The organism is Achromobacter sp. GW823-FHT04E03 (genome assembly GCF_058796095.1).
The window spans coordinates 1,861,970-1,883,573 of the sequence record NZ_JBXAIJ010000001.1 but is presented as its reverse complement, the minus strand read 5'-3'; the positions used below and the strand labels follow the sequence as shown (position 1 = coordinate 1,883,573).

Annotated in this window: 20 protein-coding genes; 16 read left to right on the top strand and 4 right to left on the bottom strand. The window is 66.3% G+C overall.

Annotated elements, in window-relative coordinates:
• Positions 1-123 precede the first annotated feature (123 nt).
• Positions 124-918 (top strand): ABC transporter ATP-binding protein, encoded by a 795-nt coding sequence (locus AC1RHV_RS08845; RefSeq protein ID WP_013395026.1) that lies wholly within the window; start codon positions 124-126, stop codon positions 916-918.
• A gap of 48 nt (positions 919-966) precedes the next feature.
• Here AC1RHV_RS08845 and AC1RHV_RS08840 read toward each other — a convergent pair whose 3' ends face one another.
• The 3 genes from AC1RHV_RS08840 to AC1RHV_RS08830 form a co-directional block, all read right to left on the bottom strand.
• On the bottom strand, positions 967-2,214 hold the full coding sequence (locus AC1RHV_RS08840) for an NAD(P)/FAD-dependent oxidoreductase (protein WP_192328755.1): 1,248 nt from the start codon (positions 2,212-2,214) through the stop codon (positions 967-969).
• Between the two features lie 96 nt (positions 2,215-2,310).
• Positions 2,311-3,945 carry an NAD(P)-binding protein gene (locus tag AC1RHV_RS08835; RefSeq protein ID WP_492300469.1) on the bottom strand — a complete coding sequence of 545 codons (1,635 nt, stop codon included), beginning with the start codon at positions 3,943-3,945 and terminating at the stop codon, positions 2,311-2,313.
• Positions 3,945-5,456 carry a polyamine aminopropyltransferase gene (locus AC1RHV_RS08830; protein WP_054452916.1) on the bottom strand — a complete coding sequence of 504 codons (1,512 nt, stop codon included), beginning with the start codon at positions 5,454-5,456 and terminating at the stop codon, positions 3,945-3,947. Before AC1RHV_RS08830 ends, AC1RHV_RS08835 begins: the two co-directional genes overlap by 1 nt.
• 89 nt (positions 5,457-5,545) lie before the next feature.
• Between AC1RHV_RS08830 and AC1RHV_RS08825 the strand changes: the two genes are divergently transcribed.
• The 8 genes from AC1RHV_RS08825 to AC1RHV_RS08790 all read left to right on the top strand — a co-directional run bounded on the left by AC1RHV_RS08825 (position 5,546) and on the right by AC1RHV_RS08790 (position 11,260).
• Entirely contained in the window at positions 5,546-5,932 is a 387-nt protein-coding gene (locus AC1RHV_RS08825) for a DUF350 domain-containing protein (protein ID WP_054452914.1), read from the top strand.
• A 41-nt stretch (positions 5,933-5,973) separates the two neighbouring features.
• Positions 5,974-7,002, top strand: a complete 1,029-nt coding sequence (locus tag AC1RHV_RS08820; RefSeq protein WP_054452912.1) for an SPFH domain-containing protein — start codon at positions 5,974-5,976, stop codon at positions 7,000-7,002.
• 6 nt (positions 7,003-7,008) lie between these two features.
• Positions 7,009-8,478: a DUF4178 domain-containing protein gene (locus tag AC1RHV_RS08815; RefSeq protein WP_492300467.1), complete on the top strand. Its 1,470-nt coding sequence runs from the start codon at positions 7,009-7,011 to the stop codon at positions 8,476-8,478.
• Between the two features lie 4 nt (positions 8,479-8,482).
• Positions 8,483-8,644 (top strand): hypothetical protein, encoded by a 162-nt coding sequence (locus AC1RHV_RS08810; RefSeq protein ID WP_166738458.1) that lies wholly within the window; start codon positions 8,483-8,485, stop codon positions 8,642-8,644.
• Positions 8,641-8,991 carry an adenosylmethionine decarboxylase gene (gene speD / locus AC1RHV_RS08805; protein WP_492300465.1) on the top strand — a complete coding sequence of 117 codons (351 nt, stop codon included), beginning with the start codon at positions 8,641-8,643 and terminating at the stop codon, positions 8,989-8,991. Before AC1RHV_RS08810 ends, speD begins: the two co-directional genes overlap by 4 nt.
• Positions 8,992-9,108: 117 nt before the next feature.
• Complete coding sequence (gene modA / locus AC1RHV_RS08800) at positions 9,109-9,867, top strand: molybdate ABC transporter substrate-binding protein (RefSeq protein WP_054452906.1); 759 nt, start codon at positions 9,109-9,111, stop codon at positions 9,865-9,867.
• A 23-nt stretch (positions 9,868-9,890) separates the two neighbouring features.
• Positions 9,891-10,577, top strand: a complete 687-nt coding sequence (gene modB, locus AC1RHV_RS08795; RefSeq protein WP_054452904.1) for a molybdate ABC transporter permease subunit — start codon at positions 9,891-9,893, stop codon at positions 10,575-10,577.
• Entirely contained in the window at positions 10,574-11,260 is a 687-nt protein-coding gene (locus tag AC1RHV_RS08790; protein WP_088153547.1) for an ATP-binding cassette domain-containing protein, read from the top strand. The genes modB and AC1RHV_RS08790 overlap by 4 nt, the downstream gene beginning before the upstream one ends.
• A gap of 5 nt (positions 11,261-11,265) precedes the next feature.
• Here the strand turns inward: AC1RHV_RS08790 and AC1RHV_RS08785 are convergent, their stop codons facing one another.
• Entirely contained in the window at positions 11,266-12,060 is a 795-nt protein-coding gene (locus tag AC1RHV_RS08785; RefSeq protein ID WP_492300463.1) for a TOBE domain-containing protein, read from the bottom strand.
• A 158-nt stretch (positions 12,061-12,218) separates the two neighbouring features.
• On the opposite strand from AC1RHV_RS08785, the gene AC1RHV_RS08780 reads away from it, so the two are divergent.
• The 7 genes from AC1RHV_RS08780 (at position 12,219) to pdxJ (ending at position 21,574) form a co-directional block, all read left to right on the top strand.
• Positions 12,219-12,809, top strand: coding sequence for a DUF4136 domain-containing protein (locus AC1RHV_RS08780; protein ID WP_054452898.1), 591 nt, complete (start codon positions 12,219-12,221; stop codon positions 12,807-12,809).
• A gap of 33 nt (positions 12,810-12,842) precedes the next feature.
• Positions 12,843-14,036 (top strand): DUF3734 domain-containing protein, encoded by a 1,194-nt coding sequence (locus AC1RHV_RS08775; RefSeq protein WP_054452896.1) that lies wholly within the window; start codon positions 12,843-12,845, stop codon positions 14,034-14,036.
• A 196-nt stretch (positions 14,037-14,232) separates the two neighbouring features.
• Positions 14,233-14,598 (top strand): winged helix-turn-helix domain-containing protein, encoded by a 366-nt coding sequence (locus tag AC1RHV_RS08770; protein WP_054452894.1) that lies wholly within the window; start codon positions 14,233-14,235, stop codon positions 14,596-14,598.
• Positions 14,599-14,794: 196 nt separating this feature from the next.
• Entirely contained in the window at positions 14,795-16,057 is a 1,263-nt protein-coding gene (locus AC1RHV_RS08765; protein WP_054452892.1) for an efflux RND transporter periplasmic adaptor subunit, read from the top strand.
• A gap of 62 nt (positions 16,058-16,119) precedes the next feature.
• A complete protein-coding gene (locus tag AC1RHV_RS08760) occupies positions 16,120-19,353 on the top strand; it encodes a multidrug efflux RND transporter permease subunit (RefSeq protein ID WP_054452890.1) in 3,234 nt (1,077 codons plus the stop codon).
• Complete coding sequence (locus AC1RHV_RS08755) at positions 19,350-20,837, top strand: efflux transporter outer membrane subunit (protein WP_054452888.1); 1,488 nt, start codon at positions 19,350-19,352, stop codon at positions 20,835-20,837. The genes AC1RHV_RS08760 and AC1RHV_RS08755 overlap by 4 nt, the downstream gene beginning before the upstream one ends.
• Positions 20,834-21,574 (top strand): pyridoxine 5'-phosphate synthase, encoded by a 741-nt coding sequence (gene pdxJ / locus AC1RHV_RS08750; protein WP_054452886.1) that lies wholly within the window; start codon positions 20,834-20,836, stop codon positions 21,572-21,574. The genes AC1RHV_RS08755 and pdxJ overlap by 4 nt, the downstream gene beginning before the upstream one ends.
• The last annotated feature ends 30 nt before the right edge of the window (positions 21,575-21,604 follow it).

Genomic DNA, 21,604 nt, shown 5'->3' with positions numbered 1-21,604 from the left:
GCGCTTCCCCCTCAAGGGGGCGCCGCGCGCGGACCGGCAAAGCCGGCTCCGCGGCGGCCCCGATCGGGCTGTATGGAATTGATGTGGCCTGTGTGCTGCGATTGCACAATGGAGTACTGAAATATGTTGTCCGCAAAAGACCTCAAGATCACGTTCAACGCGGGTACGCCCATCGAAACCCGCGCCTTGCGCGGCCTGTCGCTGGAGATCCCCTCGGGCCAGTTCGTGACCGTCATCGGCTCCAATGGCGCCGGCAAGTCCACCTTCCTGAATGCAGTGTCGGGCGACCTGCCGGTCGACTCCGGCCGCATCGACATCAATGGCGTCGACGTCACACGCCAGCCGGTGTGGGCGCGGGCGGGCCGTGTGGCCCGCGTGTTCCAGGACCCCATGGCCGGCACCTGCGAAGACCTGACCATCGAAGAGAACATGGCGCTGGCGCAGATGCGCGGCGCGCGCCGCGGCTACAGCCGCGCGGTCAAGGCCTCCATGAAGGAGGGCTTTCGCGAGCGCCTGGCCACGCTGGGCCTGGGCCTGGAAAACCGCCTGACCGACCGCATCGGCCTGCTGTCTGGCGGTCAGCGCCAGGCGGTCAGCCTGTTGATGGCGGCCTTGCAGCCCTCGCGCATCCTGCTGCTGGACGAGCACACCGCGGCGCTGGACCCGCGCACGGCGGACTTCGTGCTGCAGCTGACCGCGCGCATCGTGGCCGAAAGCCAGCTCACCACGATGATGGTGACCCACAGCATGCGCCAGGCGCTGGACGTGGGCGACCGCACCGTCATGCTGCATCAAGGGCAGGTGGTGCTGGATGTGTCGGGCGACGAGCGCCGCGGCATGGACGTGCCGGATCTGCTGGCCATGTTCGAGCGCGTGCGCGGCGAGAAGATCTCGGACGACGCCCTGTTGCTGGGGTAAGCGCCAGGCGCCGGTTGTGTGAACCACAGCCGGCGGCTTCCTGCCGCCCTAGATGAACCGACCGGGCCGGAAGGCCTCGTGGCGCGAGGCAGCGCCGCCATCACACATCAGTTCTCCCAGTATCCTGGCCGTGCCGGGCGCGGTGCTGAAGCCGATGTGCTGGTGGCCCAGCGCCAGCCACAGGCCGGGATGGCGCGGCGCTTCGCCTATCATCGGCCGGCTGTCGGGCAGCGTCGGACGCCGCCCCAGCCACGCCTCGGCGTCCAGCCGCCGGTCCAGCGGAAACGCCTCGCGGGCCCGCGCCTCCGCCAGGTCCAGCTGCAGCGGCCGGGCGGGCGCTTCGCAGGCGTCCAGTTCCACTCCCGTGGTCAGGCGCAGCCCGCGTGCCATGGGCGACAGCACGTAGCCGCCGCCGGTGTCGTAGACCGGGCGTGTCAGGCTGGCGCCGTCTGCGCCGCTGTAATGCATGTGGTAGCCGCGCTCGAACGCCATGGGCAGGTCTATGCCCGCCGTTTTCAAAAGGCCCTTCGACCAGGGACCCATCGCCACCACCAATCGATCCGCCGCTACTGACCCGGACCCCTGCGCGCCTTGCACGATCCAGCCCTGGCCCTCGCGGCGGATGGCGCTGGCGGTCAGGCGTTGGAACGCGCCGCCCGAGCGCCGGAACAGGGCGGCATAGGCCGCGACCACTTCGTGCGGGTCATCGACAGAGTAGGAGCCCTGAATCCACAGGGCGCGGTGGAAGATGGGCGCAAGCGCGGGTTCGATCTCCGCGAGTTCCGCGGGCTGCAAGACCTGGGTCGGCACCTGGTACTGGGCAAAGGTCTTGCGCGACAGTTCGCCGCTGTTCCAGCCCTGTTCCGAGCGGTACAGGAAAACCCAACCCGTATCGCGCAGCCGGTGCGCCGCGCCCGATTCGTTCAGCAGCCGCAGATGCTCGGGCGCCGAAAGCCGGATCAGGCCATCCAGCGCCTCCACGGTCTGCCTGAACACCGCCGGCCGGGCGTTGAGCAGGAAGCGGGCGGCCCAGCCCAGGTTCCGCGCCAGATAGCTCAGCTTGTAGCGGAACTGCACGGTGTCGTTCTTCAGCAGCCGCGGCAACTGCGGCCACAAGCCGGGGTGGTTGAACGGCATCAGCGAACTGCGCGCGATCACGCCGGCGTTGCCCAGCGAGGTTTCCAGGCCCGGCTCCTGCCGGTCCACCAGCGTGACGGACAGGCCGCGGCGCTGCAGTTCCAGGGCGCAGCAGACGCCCACGATACCCGCGCCTAGGACAACGACGTGCTTTCCCATGTCTTTTTATCTGAGTCCGGTCAGGAGGTGCCGTGATGCCCGGCAAGCTCGCGGAATTGTATTGCAGGCGGCCGGAGAAAATGCGGCGCGCGAACTTCAGGCCTGCGGCGGCTTCTGGCCCATGATGCGTCCTGCCGCGGCCACGCCCCACCACGAGGCCTCCTCGAAGACGGAATAGCCTGAAAGGTCTGAGTGCGCGAACAGCACCGGACCGTCCACGTCGCGCAGCGCGGCCAATCCCCGATTGGACAGGTAGCCGCATAGCGGCGAGGCCATGGCGTGGCCGCGCACCGTGATTTCCAGCTGGCGCGCATGGCGCCAGAACTCCTTGCCGTAGGCCGCGACCAGGTCGGACGCGGCCTCGGCCCGCAGTTCTTCCGGACTGGCGCGGGTCAGCCACTCGCGCGCGGCCTGGGGCGTCCGCCCGCTGAGCGCGTGATACGCCGTGAAGACGCAGCGCGGCGTGCGGGCCACGCGCAGCAGCTGGTGCGTGGAGACGACATAGCCCAGCGCCTTGCCCTGGTAGACGACGTTGTCCCAGGACAGCGGTTCGCCCGGGGCTTCGGCCGGGTAGCCTTCCATGACGAAGTTCGACACCATCCAGGGCGCGTGCGGCGGCGCGTGCACCGCTGGATCGTAGCCATAGGAGCGGATGTCGGGCAGGATGCGCTGGGCCACGAACAAGGGCATCGCGCACACGGCGCGGCGCGCCTGCACCGTGTAGGCGCTGGAAGACGAGGCGAGGCAGGTGACCAGCGCGCCAGCAGGCGTCTCCTGTACCCGGACCGCCGTGCCGGCGGCCAGCCAGTCGGCATGGCCGAGCTTGTTCGTGATGGCGTCGCGCATGCGCTGCATCAACGTCGACAGGCCTCCAGGCCAGGTCAGCACCGCGCCTTCGCCGGCATTTTCGGCATGGCCGTCGCGGCTGGCGAAGTAGTGCAGGCCCGCCCAGGCCGAAATCGCGTCGTACTGTGCGCCGTAGTCGTCGCGGCAGCAATAGTTCAGGTACCAGTGCAGCGCGGGCGAGGTATAGCCCTCGCGGTCCAGCCATTGCTTGAACGTAATCGCGTCCAGCGCGCGCCAGGCCGGGTCCTGCGACGACAGCGTGAGCGGAATGCTGAAGACCTTGCGGCCGTCGTTGCCGGTCTGCGTGTGCAGACGATCGATCAGCGCAAGAAATTTGCGGTGCTGCGCCAGGTCCGCTTCCGGCAGCCCGCTCATGGGCAGCAGGTTCTCTTCCCAATGGCCGCCGCGCAGCAGGCGCTCCTGGGGCGAGTGCACCAGCGCGGTCTCGTCGTAGTAGGGGCGGGGGGTACTTGCGCCGCGCTCGATGATGCCGAAATCGGCCAGCATTTCGCGTATGTGCGTGGAGGCCAACGAGGGCAGCGGCAGGTAGTGCGCGCCCAAGGGGTAGTCCAGGCCGTCGCGCTGGCCGGCGGCCGCGTTGCCTTCGAGTTCGGGGCCCTGCACCACCAGGAAATCCGTGTGCCCTTCGCGCGCCAGCTTCCAGGCGCAGGACAGGCCTGCCACGCCCGAGCCCAGGATCACGACGTCGCGCTGGCGGCTGGCGGAGGGCTGCGGCCAGGCCGCTGCGTCGCGCAAGGCATGGCCTGCCTGCATGCCCGGGTAATGGATTTCCGGCGTGGTCTCGACGATGCGCGAACGGTAGTACCCGGCGGTGCCGGCGACGGCGGCCGTGGCCGCGCCCAAGAGGAAGCTGCGCCGCCGCATCAGCGGATGACCTTGCGCCAGTCCTCGTCGAAGTAGCGCACGAGCGATTGCTCGTTCAGACGGTTCGGAGGCATCGCCAGCGCGGGCATGTCGGCAGGGAAGTGGAACAGTTCGCGCGTCGTGACCGGGTCCAGGTAGCGCGTGGGCACGGTAATCGTGGTGGGCGGCTCGTAGTCGCGGCGCTTGCTGGCCAGAATGAAGCCCCAGTCGCCAAAGGACGGCACGTAGGTATGGTACGGCCAGGTGTTCAGGCCGGCTTCCTTCAAGGTGGCGTCCACGCTCCAGAATGAGCGCGGCGCGAAGTAGGGCGAGGTGGACTGCACCACCATATAGCCGTTCTCGGCCAGGTGGCGCGCCATCAGGTGATAGACCGGGACCGAGTAGAGGCGGCCCAGGCCGAAGTTGGACGGGTCCGGAAAATCCACCACGATGTAGTCATAGACCTCGGCGTGGGTTTCCAGCCAGCGGCCGGCGTCGTCATTGATCACCGTGACCCGGGGATCCTTCAGCGACCCCTGGTTCAGCTTGACCAGCGGTTCGGAGCGGGAGAACAGGCCGGTCATGGCCGGATCCAGATCCACCAGCGTCACATGTTCGATATTCTTGTACTTGAGGATTTCGCGCACCGCCAGGCCGTCGCCGCCGCCCAGCACCAGCACATTGCGCGCCCAGGGCAGGGCTTGCAGGCCGGGGTGCACCAGCGCTTCGTGATAGCGGTGCTCGTCGCGCGACGAGAACTGCAGGTTGCCGTTGATGTACAGGCGCAGGTCGTCGTGCCAGCGCGTGACCACCAGGCGCTGGTACTGCGTGGTTTCCGCGTGCACCACGTCGTCGCCGTACAGGCCTTTCTCGGCCCAGGCCGTCATGCTGCCGGAATAGATGAAGCCCATCCCCAGGAACCCGATCACCACCCCAGCACGGATGGCTTTTTCGCCGGGCCTGCGCAGTTCCGCGCGGAACAGCCAGGTGGTCCACAGCGCCACGCTGGCGTTCATGATGCCGAACAGGAAACTGGTGCGCAGCAATCCGAGCTTGGGCGCGAGCAGCAGGGGAAACACCAGCGACACGGCCAGCGCGCCCAGGTAGTCGAAGGTCAGCACGCGGCTGACGATTTCGCGGAACTCGGCCTTGCGCTGATTGAACACTCGCATCACCAGCGGAATCTCCATCCCGACCATCAGGCCGATGACGAAGACGCCGACATACAGGGCGGCGCGGAAGGGCGCGGAAAGCCAGGCGAAGACCAGGAACAGCACCGCGGCGGAGACGCCGCCCAACAGGGCGACCAGCAGCTCCACGTCGATGAAGCGATTCAAAACGTCTTCGTCTCTTACATATTTTGACAACCACGAACCTATGCCCATGGCGAAGAGATAGCAGCCGATGACGGAAGAGAACTGCAGTATCGAATCCCCCAGCAAATAGCTGGCCAGCGCGCTGCTGATGAGCTCATAGCCCAAACCGCAGGAGGCGACGATCAATACCGAAAGGATGAGAACGCGGTCGCGCATGAGGTGTCCGACACGAAAAATGCGTTCGCAGTATATCGAACGCGCCGTATATACTGCGCGCAATTAGGAGGGCGGCAATGGGAGAAGCAATGCATCCGGTGGTGACCTATCTTATCTACATGGCATCTGCGCTTGCCATGCTGGGTGTCTTCACCTTGGTCTACACGGCCGTCACGCGCTACAAGGAATTCGAGCTGATCCGCGAAGGCAATATCGCCGCCGCGCTGTCGTATGGCGGCGCGCTGGTCGGCTTCAGCTTCACCTTGTGCTCCAGCATCGCGATCCATGCCAGCTATGCCATGTTCCTGCTGTGGGGCCTGGTGGCCATGCTGGTGCAGCTGGTCGTGTACGTGGGCGTGTCCCAGACCGTGCGCGGCATGAACGAGGCCATCGAAGAAAACAACATCGCCATGGGCGGGCTGATCGGCTCGATTTCCATCGCCGCGGGCATCGTCAACGCCGCCAGCCTGACCTGACGCGGCCGCGCGCCGCACTCGATCTGACAGGAGAACGACTCATGAGTCTCGGTTCATTCATCCGCAAGCAGTTCATCGACATCCTGCAATGGAACGAGGACCGCGACGGCGTGCTCGCCTGGCGTCATCCCATGCAGGATTTCGAAATCCAGTACGGCGCCAGCCTGACCGTGCGCGAATCGCAGATGGCGGTGTTCGTCAACGAAGGCAAGGTGGCCGACGTGTTCGGCCCCGGCATGTACAAGCTGACCACGCAGACGCTGCCGATCCTGACCTACCTGAAGAACTGGGACAAGCTGTTCGAGTCTCCCTTCAAGTCGGATGTGATCTTCTTCAGCACGCGCCTGCAACTGGGCCGGCGCTGGGGCACGGCGCAGCCGGTGACGCTGCGCGACAGCGAATTCGGCATGGTGCGGCTGCGCGCTTTCGGCGTGTATTCCTATCAGATCTCCGATCCCGCCAAGTTCTACCGCGAGATCAGCGGCACGCGCGACGAATACACCGTCGACGACCTGGAAGCGCAACTGCGCAACATGGTGGTCGCGGCGATGACGACGGCGCTGGGCGGCTCCAAGGTGCCGTTCCTGGACATGGCCGGCAACCAGGGGCTGATGTCGCAAAGCATCGCTGAACAGCTGGCGCCGGTGTTCGACCGCTACGGCGTCAAGCTGGACAACTTCACGGTCGAGAACGTGTCGCTGCCGGAAGAGCTGCAGAAGGCGCTGGACACGCGGATCTCCATGGGCATGGCCGGCGACCTGGGCAAGTTCACCCAGTACCAGACCGCCACGGCCATACCGATGGCCGCGCAGAACGAAGGCGGCATCGCCGGCATCGGCGCGGGCCTGGCGGCCGGCGCGGCGCTGGGCCAGACCATGGCCGCGGGCTTGGCAGGCGCCCAGGGGCAGCCGCAGGCCGCGCCGCAGCCCGCCCAGCAGGCGCCCGCCGCCGCGGGCGCGGATCCGGCGCAACGGCTGCAGCAGCTCAAGGATCTGCTGGACAAGGGCCTGATCACGGCCGCGGACTACGATTCGGCCAAGGCCGAAGTGCTGAAGAAACTCACCAGCTAAGGCTCCATGCAGCAGGTTCTGTGTCCGCAGTGCGGCGCCCCAGTCAAGTTCACGTCCGCGGCATCGGTCATGGCGGTCTGCGGCGCCTGCCGCAGCACCTTGCTGAAGGACGCCGAGTCGGTCAAGCGCATCGGCGAGGCGGCCGAGGTCCTGGAGGACTACTCGCCCTTGTGCCTGGGCGCGGCCGGCACTTATGAAGGCAAGCGCTTCGACCTGATCGGCCGCGTCCAGCTGCGCTACGACGACGGCTTCTGGAACGAGTGGTACCTGTGGTTCGAGGACGGTTCCGACGGCTGGCTGTCGGACGCGTCGGGCCAGTACGCCGTGACCCGGCGGCGCAAGGTCAAGTCTACGCAGGGCATGCCGGCGTTCGACGACATCGCGCCCGGCGATGAACTGAAGCTGGACGGCCAGCGCTTCACGGCCGCCGACGTGCGCGCCTGCCAGGCGGGCGGCACGCAAGGCGAGTTGCCCTTCGTGCCGGGCGAAGGTTGGTTGGCCAAGGTGGCCGACTACCGCTGCCTGGACGCGTTCCTGACGCTGGACTTTTCCGACGGGCCCGAGCCCGAGCTGTATATCGGCAAGGCATTCGACCTGTCCGCCATGCAGGCGGCATCGCTGCGGACCAACGAGCAGGTCGAGGAGACCGCCGGCCGTTTCCGCGGCCAGATCAAGGCGCTGGACTGCCCCAACTGCGGCGGCCCGATAAGCTTCGTGGCCGCCATGGCCACGCAAGTGGTCTGCCCCTCGTGCGCCGCCGCGGTCGACTGCTCGGGGCCCACGGCCGAAGTCATCGAAAAGGCCCGTAAGGTCAAAGCCATCAAGACCACCTTGTCGCTGGGCGCGGTGGCCAAGATCGATGGCGCGTCCTATACGCTCATCGGCCTGATGAAGTGCGCCGATCCGGATCCCGAGGAACCGTCCGACTGGATCGAATACCTGCTGTTCAATCCCGCAAAGGGTTTCATCTGGCTGGTGGAAACCGACGAGGGCTGGGAGCGGGCGCAGGTATGCGACACCTGGCCCAGCCACAACAACGCCAGCAGCGTGCGCTGGCGCTCCAAGCTTTATCAGAAGCTGTACGACTACACCTCGCGCGTGGAACTGGCCCTGGGCGCCTTCAACTGGCGCGTCAAGGTCGGCGACAGCACCAAGATCACGGATTACAAGGCCGGCAACCTCAAGCTGACCCGCGAACTGAGCGAGTCCGAATTGGGCTGGTCCGCCTCGGGGCCGGTGGCGCCGGCGCAGTTGGCTGAATGGTTCGGCGATCCTGAACTTGCCAAGCAGAAGGCCATGTCGCTCAGCGGCAAGCCCGGGGGCTATCGCAAGTTCGCCTGGACGGCCATGATCGTGCTGGCCTTCCTGAATATCGACACCATTTTCAGTGGCGGCATCGTTCCGATCCTGATCGGCGCGGCGTTCCTGTGGATTCCGGCGGCGGTGGCGGACAAATTATCTGGCAAGGACGAATAACAGGATGGGCAAGCTCTTTTACACCGTCTACGCCATCGTGGTGGTGATTTTCGCCACCGGCTTCAACACCCCCGGTGCGCGCATGTCCAGCGGCGGCTCCGGCAGCAGCTGGGGCAGCAGTTCTTCGGGCGGATCGGGCTGGTCCTCGGGCGGGTCCCACAAGTGACCCCGCATGCCACACCCGGCCGCCACGTGCTGGCGGATTTCCGCGGCGTGCCGGCGGATCGCCTGACCGACGCGCAAGCGCTGGAACGCGACCTGATCGCCGCGGCGCAGGCGGCGGGCGCGCACGTGCTGAGCGCGCATTTCCATCATTTCGGCGTGGGCGCGGGCGTGACCGGCGTGGTCCTGCTGAGCGAATCCCACATCAGCATCCACACCTGGCCCGAGCATGCGTTCGCGGCGCTGGACATCTTCATGTGCGGCGCGGCGCGGCCCGAGCTGGCGCTGGAGCACCTGCAGGCGCGGCTGGCGCCCGAGGCGGTGCACGCGACCACGGTGGCGCGCGGCTGAAGCCCGCGCCCGCCACTCCTTGATATTGCTCAATGCTCCCTGGGTAGCCAAATTGACGAGCGTTATATACCTATATATATTTCGTTACCGACTTAGCGATTTCCCCGGGAGAAGAACATGTTCCGCAAACGTCCGATCGTGGCGCTGTCCTTGGCGCTGGCCGCCGCATGGAGCGCCAACGCCACTGCCGGCGACCTGGTGGTGTCGGCCGCCGCCAGCCTGACCAACGCCTTCAAGGAAGTCGCGCAAGGCTACGAAAAAGAGCATGCCGGCACCAAGGTCATCCTGAACTTCGGCGCGTCCGACGTGCTGCTGCAGCAGATCGTCAAGGGCGCGCCGGCCGATGTGTTCGCCTCGGCGGACCAGAAGGCCATGGACAAGGCGGTCGAGGAAAAGGCCGTCAAGCCAGCCTCCCGCGTGGACTTTGCCGCCAATCAGGTAGTGCTGATCGTCCCGACGGACAGCAAGGCCAACATCACCGCGCTCAAGGACCTGACCCGCGACGACATCAAGCGCATCGCCTATGGCAACCCGGCATCGGTGCCGGTGGGCCGCTACACGCAGGGCGCGCTGGAGACGGCCGGCCTCTGGAGCGCGGTGCAGGCCAAGAGCGTGCTGGCCCAGAACGTGCGCCAGAGCCTGGACTACGTGGCGCGCGGCGAGGTCGATGCGGGCTTCGTGTTCGCGACCGACGCGGCCATCATGGCGGACAAGGTCAAGGTCGCGGTTCGCGTGCCTTCGCAGACGCCGGTCACTTATCCCATCGCCGTCACCACCCGTGAAGCCGCTGCCAAGGAAGCCGAAAGCTTCGTTGCCTATGTGCTGTCTCCCGCAGGTCAGGCGATACTGTCGCGCTACGGCTTCCAGAAGCCCTGATATCCGTTGAATCGTAGGCATTGATGAGTGATCCGGTTTGGGTGCCCCTGCTGCTTTCCCTGAAAGTGGCGGGCTGGGCAACGCTGTTGGCGACCGTGGCGGGCACCGCCGCGGCCTATGGCCTGTCGCGCTGGCGCTGGCCGGGGCGCGACCTGCTGGACGCGCTGTTGACCTTGCCGCTGGTGTTGCCGCCCACGGTGCTCGGCTACTACCTGCTGGTGCTGCTGGGGCGCCGCGGCATCATCGGCGAGACGCTGGCGGGCTGGGGCATCGAACTGGTCTTCACCTGGCAGGGCGCGGTGATCGCGGCTTCGGTGGTGGCTTTTCCGCTGGTGTTCAAATCCGCCCGGGCCGCCTTCGAGAACGTTGATAGCCAACTGGAAAGCGCGGCGCGCGTGTTGGGCGTGTGCGAAGCGGGGGTCTTCTTCCGCGTCACCTTGCCGCTGGCCGCGCGCGGCATCGCCGCCGGGGTGCTGCTGGCCTTCGCGCGGGCGCTGGGCGAATTCGGCGCCACGCTGATGATCGCCGGCAACCTGCCGGGACGGACACAGACTCTGTCGGTCGCCATCTACGAGGCGGTGCAGGCGGGCGACGACGCCACGGCCAACATGCTGGTGCTGGTCACCTCGGTGACCTGCGTGGTGGTCCTGCTGCTGGCCGGCAAGCTGGTGCCCGTCAGCAGCGGCCGGCGCAACGGGAGCGCGCTATGAGCGTCAGCATCCAGGTGCGCAAGCAGATGGTGTCCGGCGACCGGCGCTTCGCGCTGGACGTCGCATTCGATTCGTCAGCCAAGCGTATAGCGCTGTTCGGCCCCTCGGGCGCGGGCAAGAGCCTGACCCTGCGTGCGGTGGCGGGCCTGCTGCGCCCTGACGCGGGCCGCATCGAGATCAACGGCCGCGTGCTGTTCGACACGGACGCCGGCGTCAACCTGCCGGCGCAATCGCGCCGGGTGGCCTACCTGTTCCAGGACTACGCCCTGTTTCCCCACCTGACAGTGGCGCAGAACATCGCTTTCGGGCTGCGCCGCGGCTGGCGCAACCCGCCCCGGCGCGAGGTGGGGCCCGAGGCGCAGCGCTGGGTGGACGCGTTCGAGCTGGGCTCCATCGTGGGCAGCTATCCCAGCGAGATATCCGGCGGCCAGAAGCAGCGGGTGGCGTTGGCGCGAGCCCTCATGCTGCGGCCCGACATCCTGCTGCTGGACGAGCCCTTTTCAGCGCTGGACTCGCAATTGCGCGGCAAGATGCGGCTGGAACTGAATGCCTTGCAGCGCCAGCTGGACGTGCCGATGCTGCTGATCACGCACGACCCGGCGGATGTGGATGCGCTGGCCGACGAGGTGTTCGAAGTGCGCGAGGGCAGGGTGCGACGCCACGACGAAGACGTGGGCGTCTGATCGGCTCAGTCCAGCACGCCCAGAATCACGCTGGAGGCCTTGAAGATCGCCACCGCGTCGGCGCCTACGTCCAATCCCAGGTCCTGCGCGCTTTCATTGGTGACGATGGCCGCCAGCGTCATGCCGCCGTCCAGTCCGATCAGGATCTCGCTATTGACGGCGCCCGGGCGCAATGCCGTGATCTTGCCCGGCAGCTGATTGCGCGCCGACAGGCGCAGGCCGGGGCCGGGCGCGCCCACGATGACGGACGACGCCTTGATCAGCGCGATGGCTTCCTTGCCGGTCGCCAGCCCCAATTCCTGCGTGCTTTCACGGGTGATGGTGGCCGTGATGGTCAGGCCCCCCGCGATGCGCAGCACGATTTCGTCATTGACGGCGCCGGCGCGGATCTGGATGACGGTGCCTAGCAGTTTGTTGCGTGCGCTGGTCTTGAGCATGAAACGCCTCATGAGATCGATGTCGCCACTGGCGTTCACGCCAGCGCGGGTCAGGTTTTCCATGAACTTGCGGTGTTCGGCTTCCAGGGCGCGGAAGGTGCCGATCAGGCCGCGCGCGCGGTCCGTCAGGCGCGTGCCGCCGCCGCCCTTGCCGCCGGCGGCCCTGATCACCAAAGGCTCGCCCGCCAGATTGTTCATGGCGTCGATGGCGTCCCATGCGCCCTTGTAGCTCATGCCCACGGCGCGCGCGGCGGCCGTGATGGATCCCGTGGCGTCGATCTGCGCCAGCAGGTCTATGCGGTTTTTTCCGCCCCAGGTCTGGGCGCCGGAGCGAAACCAAATCGAGCCGTCGAGTTCCAACATCTTTGTCGTGCCGTGGTCAGGGTATGGGATAGCTGAAAGTGTAATGGACGGGGGCTGTGCCCGTGGTTCACAGCGGACGCGATGCGAATGAGATTCTGTTGAAATTTTGCAGGCTTCGCGGCACTATGTTCAGGCATCGGGCTCACGGAGAAAACGACATGAAAGCGTTCAAATTGCTGGCTGCGGGTTCCATGACGGCGTTGTTGGCGGCCTGCGCCACTGGCCCTGACGTCAAGAGCGACTACGATCATCAGGCAAATTTCGCGCAGTACCGAACCTTCGGGTACATGACGCCGTTGGGCACCGACAAGGCCGGCTACAGCACCTTGCTGACCGAGCGCCTGAAGAACGCCACGCGCGGCCAGATGGAAATGCGCGGCTATACCTATAGCGCAGCAAATCCCGACCTGCTGGTCAACTTCAGCGCCAAGCTGCAGCAGAAGGTGCAGGTCACTCCGGCCGCGCCGCCCATGGGTCCGTACTACGGCTATCGCGCCGGCTTCTATGGCGGCTGGCCCGGCTACGGCTGGGGCGATGACGTCTACCAATATACTGAGGGCACCTTGAACATCGACCTCGTCGACGCGCGCCGCAGACAGCTGGTGTGGGAAGGCGTGGCGGTGGGCGAGGTCCAGCCCGATGCCAGCGCCTCGCCCGAGAACACGGACAAGGTGGTAGCGCAGATCTTCTCCAAGTATCCGTTCCGCGCGGGCGTGGCTGCGCCGCAGTTGCCGGACAAAAGCAAGTAGGGCGGTCCGCCGGCCCTGCCTAGAGGAAGCCGCATGAGTACTCGCCGCAAGGCTCCGAAGCAAGACACCGGCGATACGCCGCCCTATGAAGTCGTCGCCCTGGTGCTGCAAGGCGGCGGGGCGCTGGGGGCCTACCAGGCCGGGGTGTACCAGGGGTTGCACGAAGCGGGTATCCGGCCCAACTGGATTTCCGGCATTTCCATCGGGTCGATCAACGCGGCCATCATCGCGGGGTCGCCCGAGGACGAGCGCGTGGAGCGCCTGCGCGGCTTCTGGGAAGCCATCTGCCGGCCGGCGGGTTTCGCTTCGGTACCCTGGGGCGAGACGCTCGGCCCCATGTTCGAAGGCTTGCCGTTCGGCTTTGGTTCGCCGGTCATGAACGGGCATGTGTCAGCCTTCCAGGCCTTGTTCTCGGGCCAGCCAGGCTTCTTCAAACCGCGTTTTCCGCCGCCCTACCTGGTGCATGGCAGGGGCGCGGCGTCCACCAGCTTCTACGACACCACGCCGCTGGCTGCGACCTTGCGGGAGTTCGTGGACTTCGACCTGCTCAATAGCGGGGCCGTGCGCGCCAGCTTTGGCGTGGTCAACGTGCGGACCGGCAACTTCGCCTACTTCGACAGCCTGAAGGACACGCTGCGGCCCGAGCACATCATGGCCTCGGGCGCCTTGCCGCCAGGCTTCCCTTCCGTCGAGATCGACGGCGAACACTATTGGGACGGCGGCGTCGTGTCCAACACGCCGCTGGCACAAGTGCTGACCACCGACAGCATGCGGGACACGCTGGCGTTCCAGGTCGATCTGTGGCCCGCGCGCGGCGGCCTGCCGAGCAACCTGGAGGAAGTGGCCGAGCGCCAGAAGGATATCCAGTACTCCAGCCGCACCCGCCTGGTCACGGACCAGCTGCGGCGCGTGCTCAAGCTGCGCCACGGCCTGCAACGCCTGCTGGCGAAGCTGCCGGCGGCCGAGCGCAACGCGGCGGAGTTCGCCGAGATCCGCAAGCTGTCCCATACGCCGGCCACCAACATCATCAACCTCATCTACGAGTCCAAGCACCGCGAGCGCTTTTCCAAGGACTACGAATTCGGCACCGAGGCCATGCGCGAGCACTGGGAGTCGGGCCTGGCCGACATCCGCGCGACGCTCGCCAAGCCCGGGATCCTGGCCCGTCCGACCCAGGACAGTTGTTTCGTCACTCACGATATCCATCGCAACGGCAAGCGCACCTGAGCTGGCGGGCAGGGGGGGCGAGTGCGGCACATCTGGACAAAGTCCGGACGGATTTCCTGCCGGATTGGTCTTATAGATGCCTTGCAATTTCAACGCCCACGGGTTCCAGCGGTAGGCTTTCGGGGCCAATTGCAACCTTGTTCCGGGAACCGGCCGCCACCCCGTGCGGCGCGGGCCTTCCTGGTGGAGATCCGTCGTGAATGCCCCCGCTCGCCTTGCACAGGTCGCGCCCGCCCGCGCGGCCGACACTTCTTACGCCATGGACGGCTGGTGGTCCCTGGTCTACCAGGGCTGGACACTGCTTACGCCCCATGGAGCCCGCATCGGCCTGACAGCCCTGGAGCGTACCTGCCTGCTTTGCCTGGCGGGCAATCCCGCCAGGGAATTGCGGCGCGATGAATTCATGGCGGTGCGCAAACGCACCACCATGCGCACACTGAATGTGGCGATCTGCCGCCTGCGCGGCAAGGTCCTGCTGGCCGGCGCCAGGCTGCCGCTGCATACCGTGCACGGCATGGGCTATGTGTTCCTGGGCAAGTTGCGGGAGCTTTCCGAGAGCTGATCTGTTGTATGAAATCCCCGCGCGCGTGGCATTTGAAGCACTAAAAATCAGTGATTTCCCCAATAACTGAGTTACATTACTGGGCTGATTACGTGCCTTGATGACGCATGCTTCTTATTTAACGTGGCCAATGCCGCGCTTAAATACTGCGATTACATGACGCGATTACGGTTAATTACGCTACGCGGGGGTTTCAATGCGGTTTTCGCCTAAACGTGTTTCAGGGCTGGCTTTTTCCGGCGGGGTCCTCGCACTGATATTGGCTGGTTGCGGCGAAAAGCCGCACATGAATCCAGGCATGCCCCAGGTCAGCGTCATTACGATCCAGCCGCAGCGCGCGCCCATCGTGTCCGAATTGCCCGGCCGCGTCGACGCCGTCCGGGATGCGCAGATCCGTTCGCGGGTCACCGGCATCGTCCAGAAGATCGCCTTCGAGCAAGGCGGCGACGTCAAGGAAAACCAACTGCTCTTCAAGATCGATCCGGCGCCCTACAAGGCTGCCTACGATCAGGCGACGGCGCAGCTCAAGCAGGCGCAGGCCAACCTGTTCAGCGCCAAGCTGCTGGCCGACCGTTACGCCCCGCTGGTCAAGGCCAACGCCGTCAGCAAGCAGGAATACGACAACGCCGTGGCTTCGTACCGCCAGGCCGACGCCTCCGTCGCCGCCGCCAAGGCGGCGCAGGACAATGCCGCCATCAACCTCGGCTACACCGACGTCACCTCGCCCATTACCGGCCGCATCGGCAAGCCGCTGGTCACCGAAGGCGCGCTGGTCGAGGCCACTTCGGCCACGCAGATGGCCACGGTGCAGCAGCTGGATCCGATCTACGTCGACTTCACCCAGTCCACCGCGGAACTCGCATCCTTGCGCCGCGCCTTCGCCAGCGGCCAACTGCAACAGGTCGGCAAGGATACGGCGCGCGCCACCATCGTGCTGGAAGACGGCTCCGAATACGGCCAGCCGGGCAAGCTGCTGTTCACCGGCATCACCGTGGATCCGACCACGGGCCAGGTGAACCTGCGCGCCGAAGTCCCCAACCCCGATGGCATCCTGCTGCCCGGCATGTACGTGCGCGTGCGCCTCGAGCAGGGCGTGGACGACAAGGCCCTGATGGTGCCGCAGCAAGCGCTGCAGCGTACCGCGGACGGCCTGCAAAGCCTGATGCTGGTCAAGGACAACAAGATCGAGCAGATTCCGGTCACCACCGGCGGCGCCCTCAAGAGCAACTGGATCGTCACCAGCGGCCTGAAGGCCGGCGACGTGGTCGTGGTGGAAGGATTCCAGAAGGTTCGCCCGGGCGCTCCGGTTCAGGCCAGCGAATGGAAGAACGGCACGCCCGCCCCGGGCGGCCAGGCGCCCGCGCAACCGGGTGCCAAGCCAGCGGAATCCGCCCCGCAGCCTGGCGCCAAGCCGGCCGAACCTGCGCAGCAGGACAAGGCCGCAGGCCAGAAATCTTAAGCGGCACGCGGCGCAAGCGCCGCGTTCCTCTTTGGTGAGCATCGCTTTCAGAGTCAGCCCACATGCCGCAATTTTTTATTGATAGACCGATTTTCGCCTGGGTAGTCGCCCTGTTCATCCTGCTGGCCGGGGTGCTGGCGATCCCGAACATGCCGATTTCGCAGTACCCGGACGTAGCGCCGCCCGCGATCACGATCACGGCCACGTACCCCGGCGCGTCGGCCAACGAAGTGGCCGAGCAGGTCACCAGTATCATCGAAGACCAGCTCAACGGCGCCAAGGGCCTGATCTACTACGAGTCGGTCAGCGATTCCTACGGCACCTCGACCATCACCGCGACCTTCGCTCCGGGCACCAATCCAGACTTGGCGCAGGTGGACGTGCAGAACCGCGTGTCCAACGTGGTCGCGCAGTTGCCCACCGCCGTGCAGCAGCAGGGCCTGCAATATGAGCAGACCAGTACCGGCTTCCTGATGGTGGCGGCGGTGTCGTCCACCGACGGTTCGCTGGACCAGACGGCGCTGGCCGACTACATCACCCGCAACATCAAGAACCCCGTTTCCCGCGTGCCCGGCGTGGGCCAGTTCCAGCTGTTCGCGGCGCCGCGCGCCATGCGCGTGTGGGTCGATCCCGCCAAGCTGGTCGGGTTCAACCTGAGCATGTCGCAGGTCAACCAGGCCATCGCCCAGCAGAACGTGGTGATTTCCGGCGGCAGCATCGGCGCGCCGCCCAACCCGGATTCGCAGCGCATCACCGCCACGGTCACGGCCAACGGCCAGCTGAGCACGGTGGAGGGCTTCGGCAAGATCGTCCTGCGCGCCAACACCGACGGCTCCAAGGTGCTGCTGCGCGACGTCGCCCGCATCGAAGTCGGCGCGGACAACTACCAGTTCGGCGCCCGCCTGAACGGCAAGCCGACGGCCGCATTCGCCATCGTGCTGTCGCCCAACGCCAACGCGCTGGCCACCGCCCAGGGCGTGCGCCAGCAGATGGAAGAGCTGTCCAAGTACTTCCCGGGCAACATCACGTACTCCATTCCGTACGACACGGCGCCCTACGTCAAGGTGTCCATCGAGCAGGTGGTCCACACCCTGGCGGAAGCCATGGTGCTGGTGTTCCTGGTGATGTACCTGTTCCTGCAGAACGTCCGCTACACCCTGATCCCGGCCCTGGTGGTGCCGGTGGCCATGCTGGGGGCGTTCGCGGTGATGCTGGCGCTCGGGTTCTCCATCAACGTGCTGACCATGTTCGCCATGGTGCTGGCCATCGGGATTCTGGTGGACGACGCCATCGTGGTGGTGGAAAACGTCGAGCGGATCATGTCCACAGAGGGCTTGCCACCCAAGGAAGCCACCAAGAAAGCGATGCCGCAGATCAGCGGCGCCATCATCGGCATTACGCTGGTGCTGGTGACGGTGTTCCTGCCGCTGGCCTTCATGAGCGGTTCGGTGGGTGTGATCTACCGCCAGTTCTCGATCGCGATGGCCGTGTCGATCTTCTTCTCGGCACTGCTGGCCCTGACCTTCACCCCGGCGCTGTGCGCCACCATCCTCAAGCCGGTGCCCAAGGGCCACCACGAGGACAAGAAGGGCTTCTTCGGCTGGTTCAACCGCAAGTTCGACGCCACCACCCACAACTACCAGAACTGGGTGTCGCGCATCCTGCACAAGGGCGGCCGCATGATGCTGGCGTTCCTGCTGCTGGTCGTGCTGCTGGGCTGGCTGTACCTGCGCCTGCCTTCGTCCTTCCTGCCCGAGGAAGACCAGGGCTACGTGGTCAGCAACATCGAGCTGCCCACCGGCGCTACCGCCAACCGCACGGTCGAGGTCATCGAGCAGGTCGAGAAGTACTTCTCGGACGTGCCCGCGGTCGAGAACATCATCGCCGTGCAGGGCTACAGCTTCAACGGCAACGGCCTGAACGCCGCTATCGCCTTCGTCACGCTGAAGGACTTCAGCGAGCGCAAGTCGCGCCAGGACTCGGCGGGCGCCATTGCCTTCCATGCCTTCGAAAAGCAGCTGATGGGCATCCATGACGCGCAGGTGTTCACCTTGGTGCCACCCGCCATTTCGTCCCTGGGCAACGCGACCGGCTTCGACTTCCGCCTGCAGGATCGCGGCGCGGCGGGTTCCGCCGCCCTGGCCGCGGCCACCGGCGAACTCATGGGCCTGGTCATGAAGAGCCCCGTGCTGTCGCAGGTGCGCATCACCGGCCTGGGGCCGGGCGCGCAGCTCAGCCTGACCATCGACCGCGAGAAAGCGGCTGCGCTGGGCGTGGACTTCAACGAGGCTGCCTCGCTGATTTCCACCGCGGTCGGTTCCGCCTACCTGAGCAAGTTCCCCAACCTGGGCCGGATGCAGAACATCTGGGTGCAGGCCGACGCGCCGTACCGCATGCAGCTCAATGACGTGCTGCAGCTGAACGCCCGCAACAGCCAGGGCGGCATGGTGCCGCTGTCCACCTTCGTCAAGGCCGAGTGGAAGCAGGGTCCGGTGCAGGTGGTGCGCTACAACAGCTACGAGTCCATGCGTATCGGCGGCGACGCCGCCCCTGGTTACACCACGGGCGAGGCGATGGCCGAGATGGAGCGTCTGGTGGGCCAGTTGCCGCAGGGCTTCGGCTACGAGTGGAACGGCCTTTCCTACCAGGAACGCCAGGCCGGCAACCAGGCTCCGATCCTGATGGGCCTGTCGCTGCTGGTGGTGTTCCTGGTGCTGGCCGCCCTGTATGAAAGCTGGGCCATCCCGATTTCGGTGATGCTGGTGGTGCCGCTGGGCATGCTGGGCGCGGTGGCGTTGATCAGCGCGCTGGGCATGTCCAACGACGTGTACTTCCAGGTGGGCATGGTGACCGTGATCGGCTTGGCGGCCAAGAACGCCATTCTTATCGTGGAATTCGCCAAGGACCAGTACGCTCGCGGCATGGGGCTGTATGAATCCGCGGTGGAAGCCGCGAGGCTGCGGTTCCGTCCCATCTTGATGACGTCGCTGGCCTTCATCCTGGGCGTGGTGCCCCTGGCCATGGCGACTGGCGCAGGCGCCGCCAGCCAGCGCGCCGTGGGTCTGGGCGTGCTGGGCGGCATGTTGGCCGCCACGCCGTTCGCGGTGATTTTCGTGCCGACCTTCTTCGTGGTGGTGCTGGGCCTGTTCAAGACCCGTCCGCGCCTGTTGGGCGCTGAACTGCGCGCCTTCGAAGAAGAGCAGGCGGCCAAGAAGGCCGCAGCCGGACAGGCTGCGCCGGACGCGCCCGCGCAACACCCCGCACAACCCAACGGTGGCCAGGAGGGCAAGGAATGAAAGCCCTGAAGTTCAAACAGACCGCCTTGTCCGCTTTCGTGGCGGTGGCGTTGGCCGGCTGCTCGCTGGCGCCCGATTACAAGCGCCCCGATGCGCCGGTTTCCGGTACGTGGCCCGATCAGCCCAAGGTGCAGTATGGCGGCTACGCCAAGCCCACCTCGCTGGGCACCCAGCCGTCCACCGCGGTCATGCCGCAGGACGGCACGCCGGCGGCCAATCTGGGCTGGCGCGAGTTCTTCCGCGATCCGCGCCTGCAAAGCCTGATCGAGCTGGCGCTGGTCAACAACCGCGACCTGCGCGTGGCGGTGGAGCGCGTGGAAGAGGCTCGCGCCCAATACGGCATCCAGCGCGGCGCGCAATGGCCCAGCATCGGCGCCGGCATCCAGGGCCAGCGTCAGCATCTGCCCCAGAACATGCGGCAGCCCGGCGCGGGTTCGATCAGCAGCTCGTACCAGGCAGGCATCGGCCTGACCACCTTCGAGATCGACCTGTTCGGCCGCCTGCGCAACCTCTCCGAGGCGGCGTATCAGCAGTACCTGTCGACCGAGCAGGCGCAGAAGAGTGCGCAGATCACGCTGGTCGGCGCGGTCGCGCAGTCGTACTTCAACCTGCGCGCCGCCGAGGTCCAGCTGGACCTGACGCAGCGCACCCTGGCGTCGCGCCAGGAATCCTATGACCTGGTCAAGCGGCGTTTCGACGGCGGCGTGGCTTCGGAGCTGGACCTGAACCAGGCCAAGTCGCTGCTGGATACGGCCTCGTCCGATCTGGCTCAACTGGCCCGCGCCCAGGCCCAGGCCATGAACGCGCTGGTGCTGCTGGTCGGCACGCCCTTGCCGCCGGACCTGCCGGCGCCGGCCGTGTTCGGCCGCGACCAGCTTCTGGCGACGGTGCCAGCCGGCCTGCCGTCCGATCTGCTCGAGCGCCGTCCGGACATCATGGCCGCGGAAAACCAGCTGCTGTCCGCCAACGCCAATATCGGCGCGGCGCGCGCGGCGTTCTTCCCGACCATCTCGCTGACCGGCCTGCTAGGGGTGGCCAGCCCCTCGTTGGGCGACCTGTTCAAGGGCGGCCAGGGCTATTGGAGCTTCTCGCCGTCGATCACCACGCCGCTGTTTGCCGGCGGCAGCATCCGCGAAGGGCTGAACCTGGCCAAGGCGCGCGACAATATCGCCGTGGCGCAGTACGAACAGTCCATCCAGCAGGCGTTCCGCGAAGTGTCGGACGCGCTGGCCGGCGAAGCCACCTACGGGGCGCAACTGGATGCCCAGCGCGCCCTGCAGGACGCGTCCGGCCGCACGCTGGAACTGTCGAATCTGCGTTATACCAATGGTATCGACAGCTACCTGCAGGTGCAGACCGCGCAGGTGGACTTTTTCAATGCCCAGCTCGCCCTGGTCCAGACTGGCCTGGCCGCGCTGATCAACCGCGTGGAGCTGTACAAGGCCCTGGGCGGCGGCTGGGAAGAAACAACGAAAGTGCAATGATAGAACTTGGTGTAAACATCGATCACGTTGCCACGCTGCGGCAACAGCGCCACACGACCTATCCGGACCCGGTGCTCGCCGCGCTGCGCGCGGAGGACGCCGGCGCCGATCTGATCACGCTGCATCTGCGTGAAGACCGGCGCCATATCCAGGACAAGGACGTCTACGCCATGCGTCCGCAATTGCGTACGCGCATGAACCTGGAATGCGCGGTGACGGCGGAAATGCTGGAGATCGCCTGCGCGGTCAAGCCCAGCGACGTTTGCCTGGTGCCCGAAAAGCGCACCGAACTGACGACCGAAGGCGGCCTTGAAGTCGCGGGCGCCATGGGGCCGGTGTCGGATGCGGTGGGCCTGCTGGCCGAGGCCGGCATCCGCGTGTCGCTCTTCATCGATCCGGATCCCGTGCAGATCGCGGCCGCGGCCAAGGCCGGCGCGCCGGTGATCGAATTGCACACCGGCGCCTACGCCGAAGCTGAAGGCGAGGCCGCCGAGGCCGAACTGCAGCGCTTGCGCCTGGCCGTGACCGAAGGGCTGCGCCACGGCTTGCGCGTGAACGCAGGCCACGGCCTGCATTACGGCAACGTCAAGCCGGTGGCCGCGCTGGAAGGCATTTCCGAACTCAACATCGGCCACGCCATCGTGGCGCAGGCGGTGTTCGACGGCTGGGAAAAAGCGGTGCGTGACATGAAGGCGCTGATGGTGCAGGCCCGCCTGCAAGCGCTGCGCGGGCTGTGACCGCGAGCCCGGTATCCCGTTTTTTCCTGC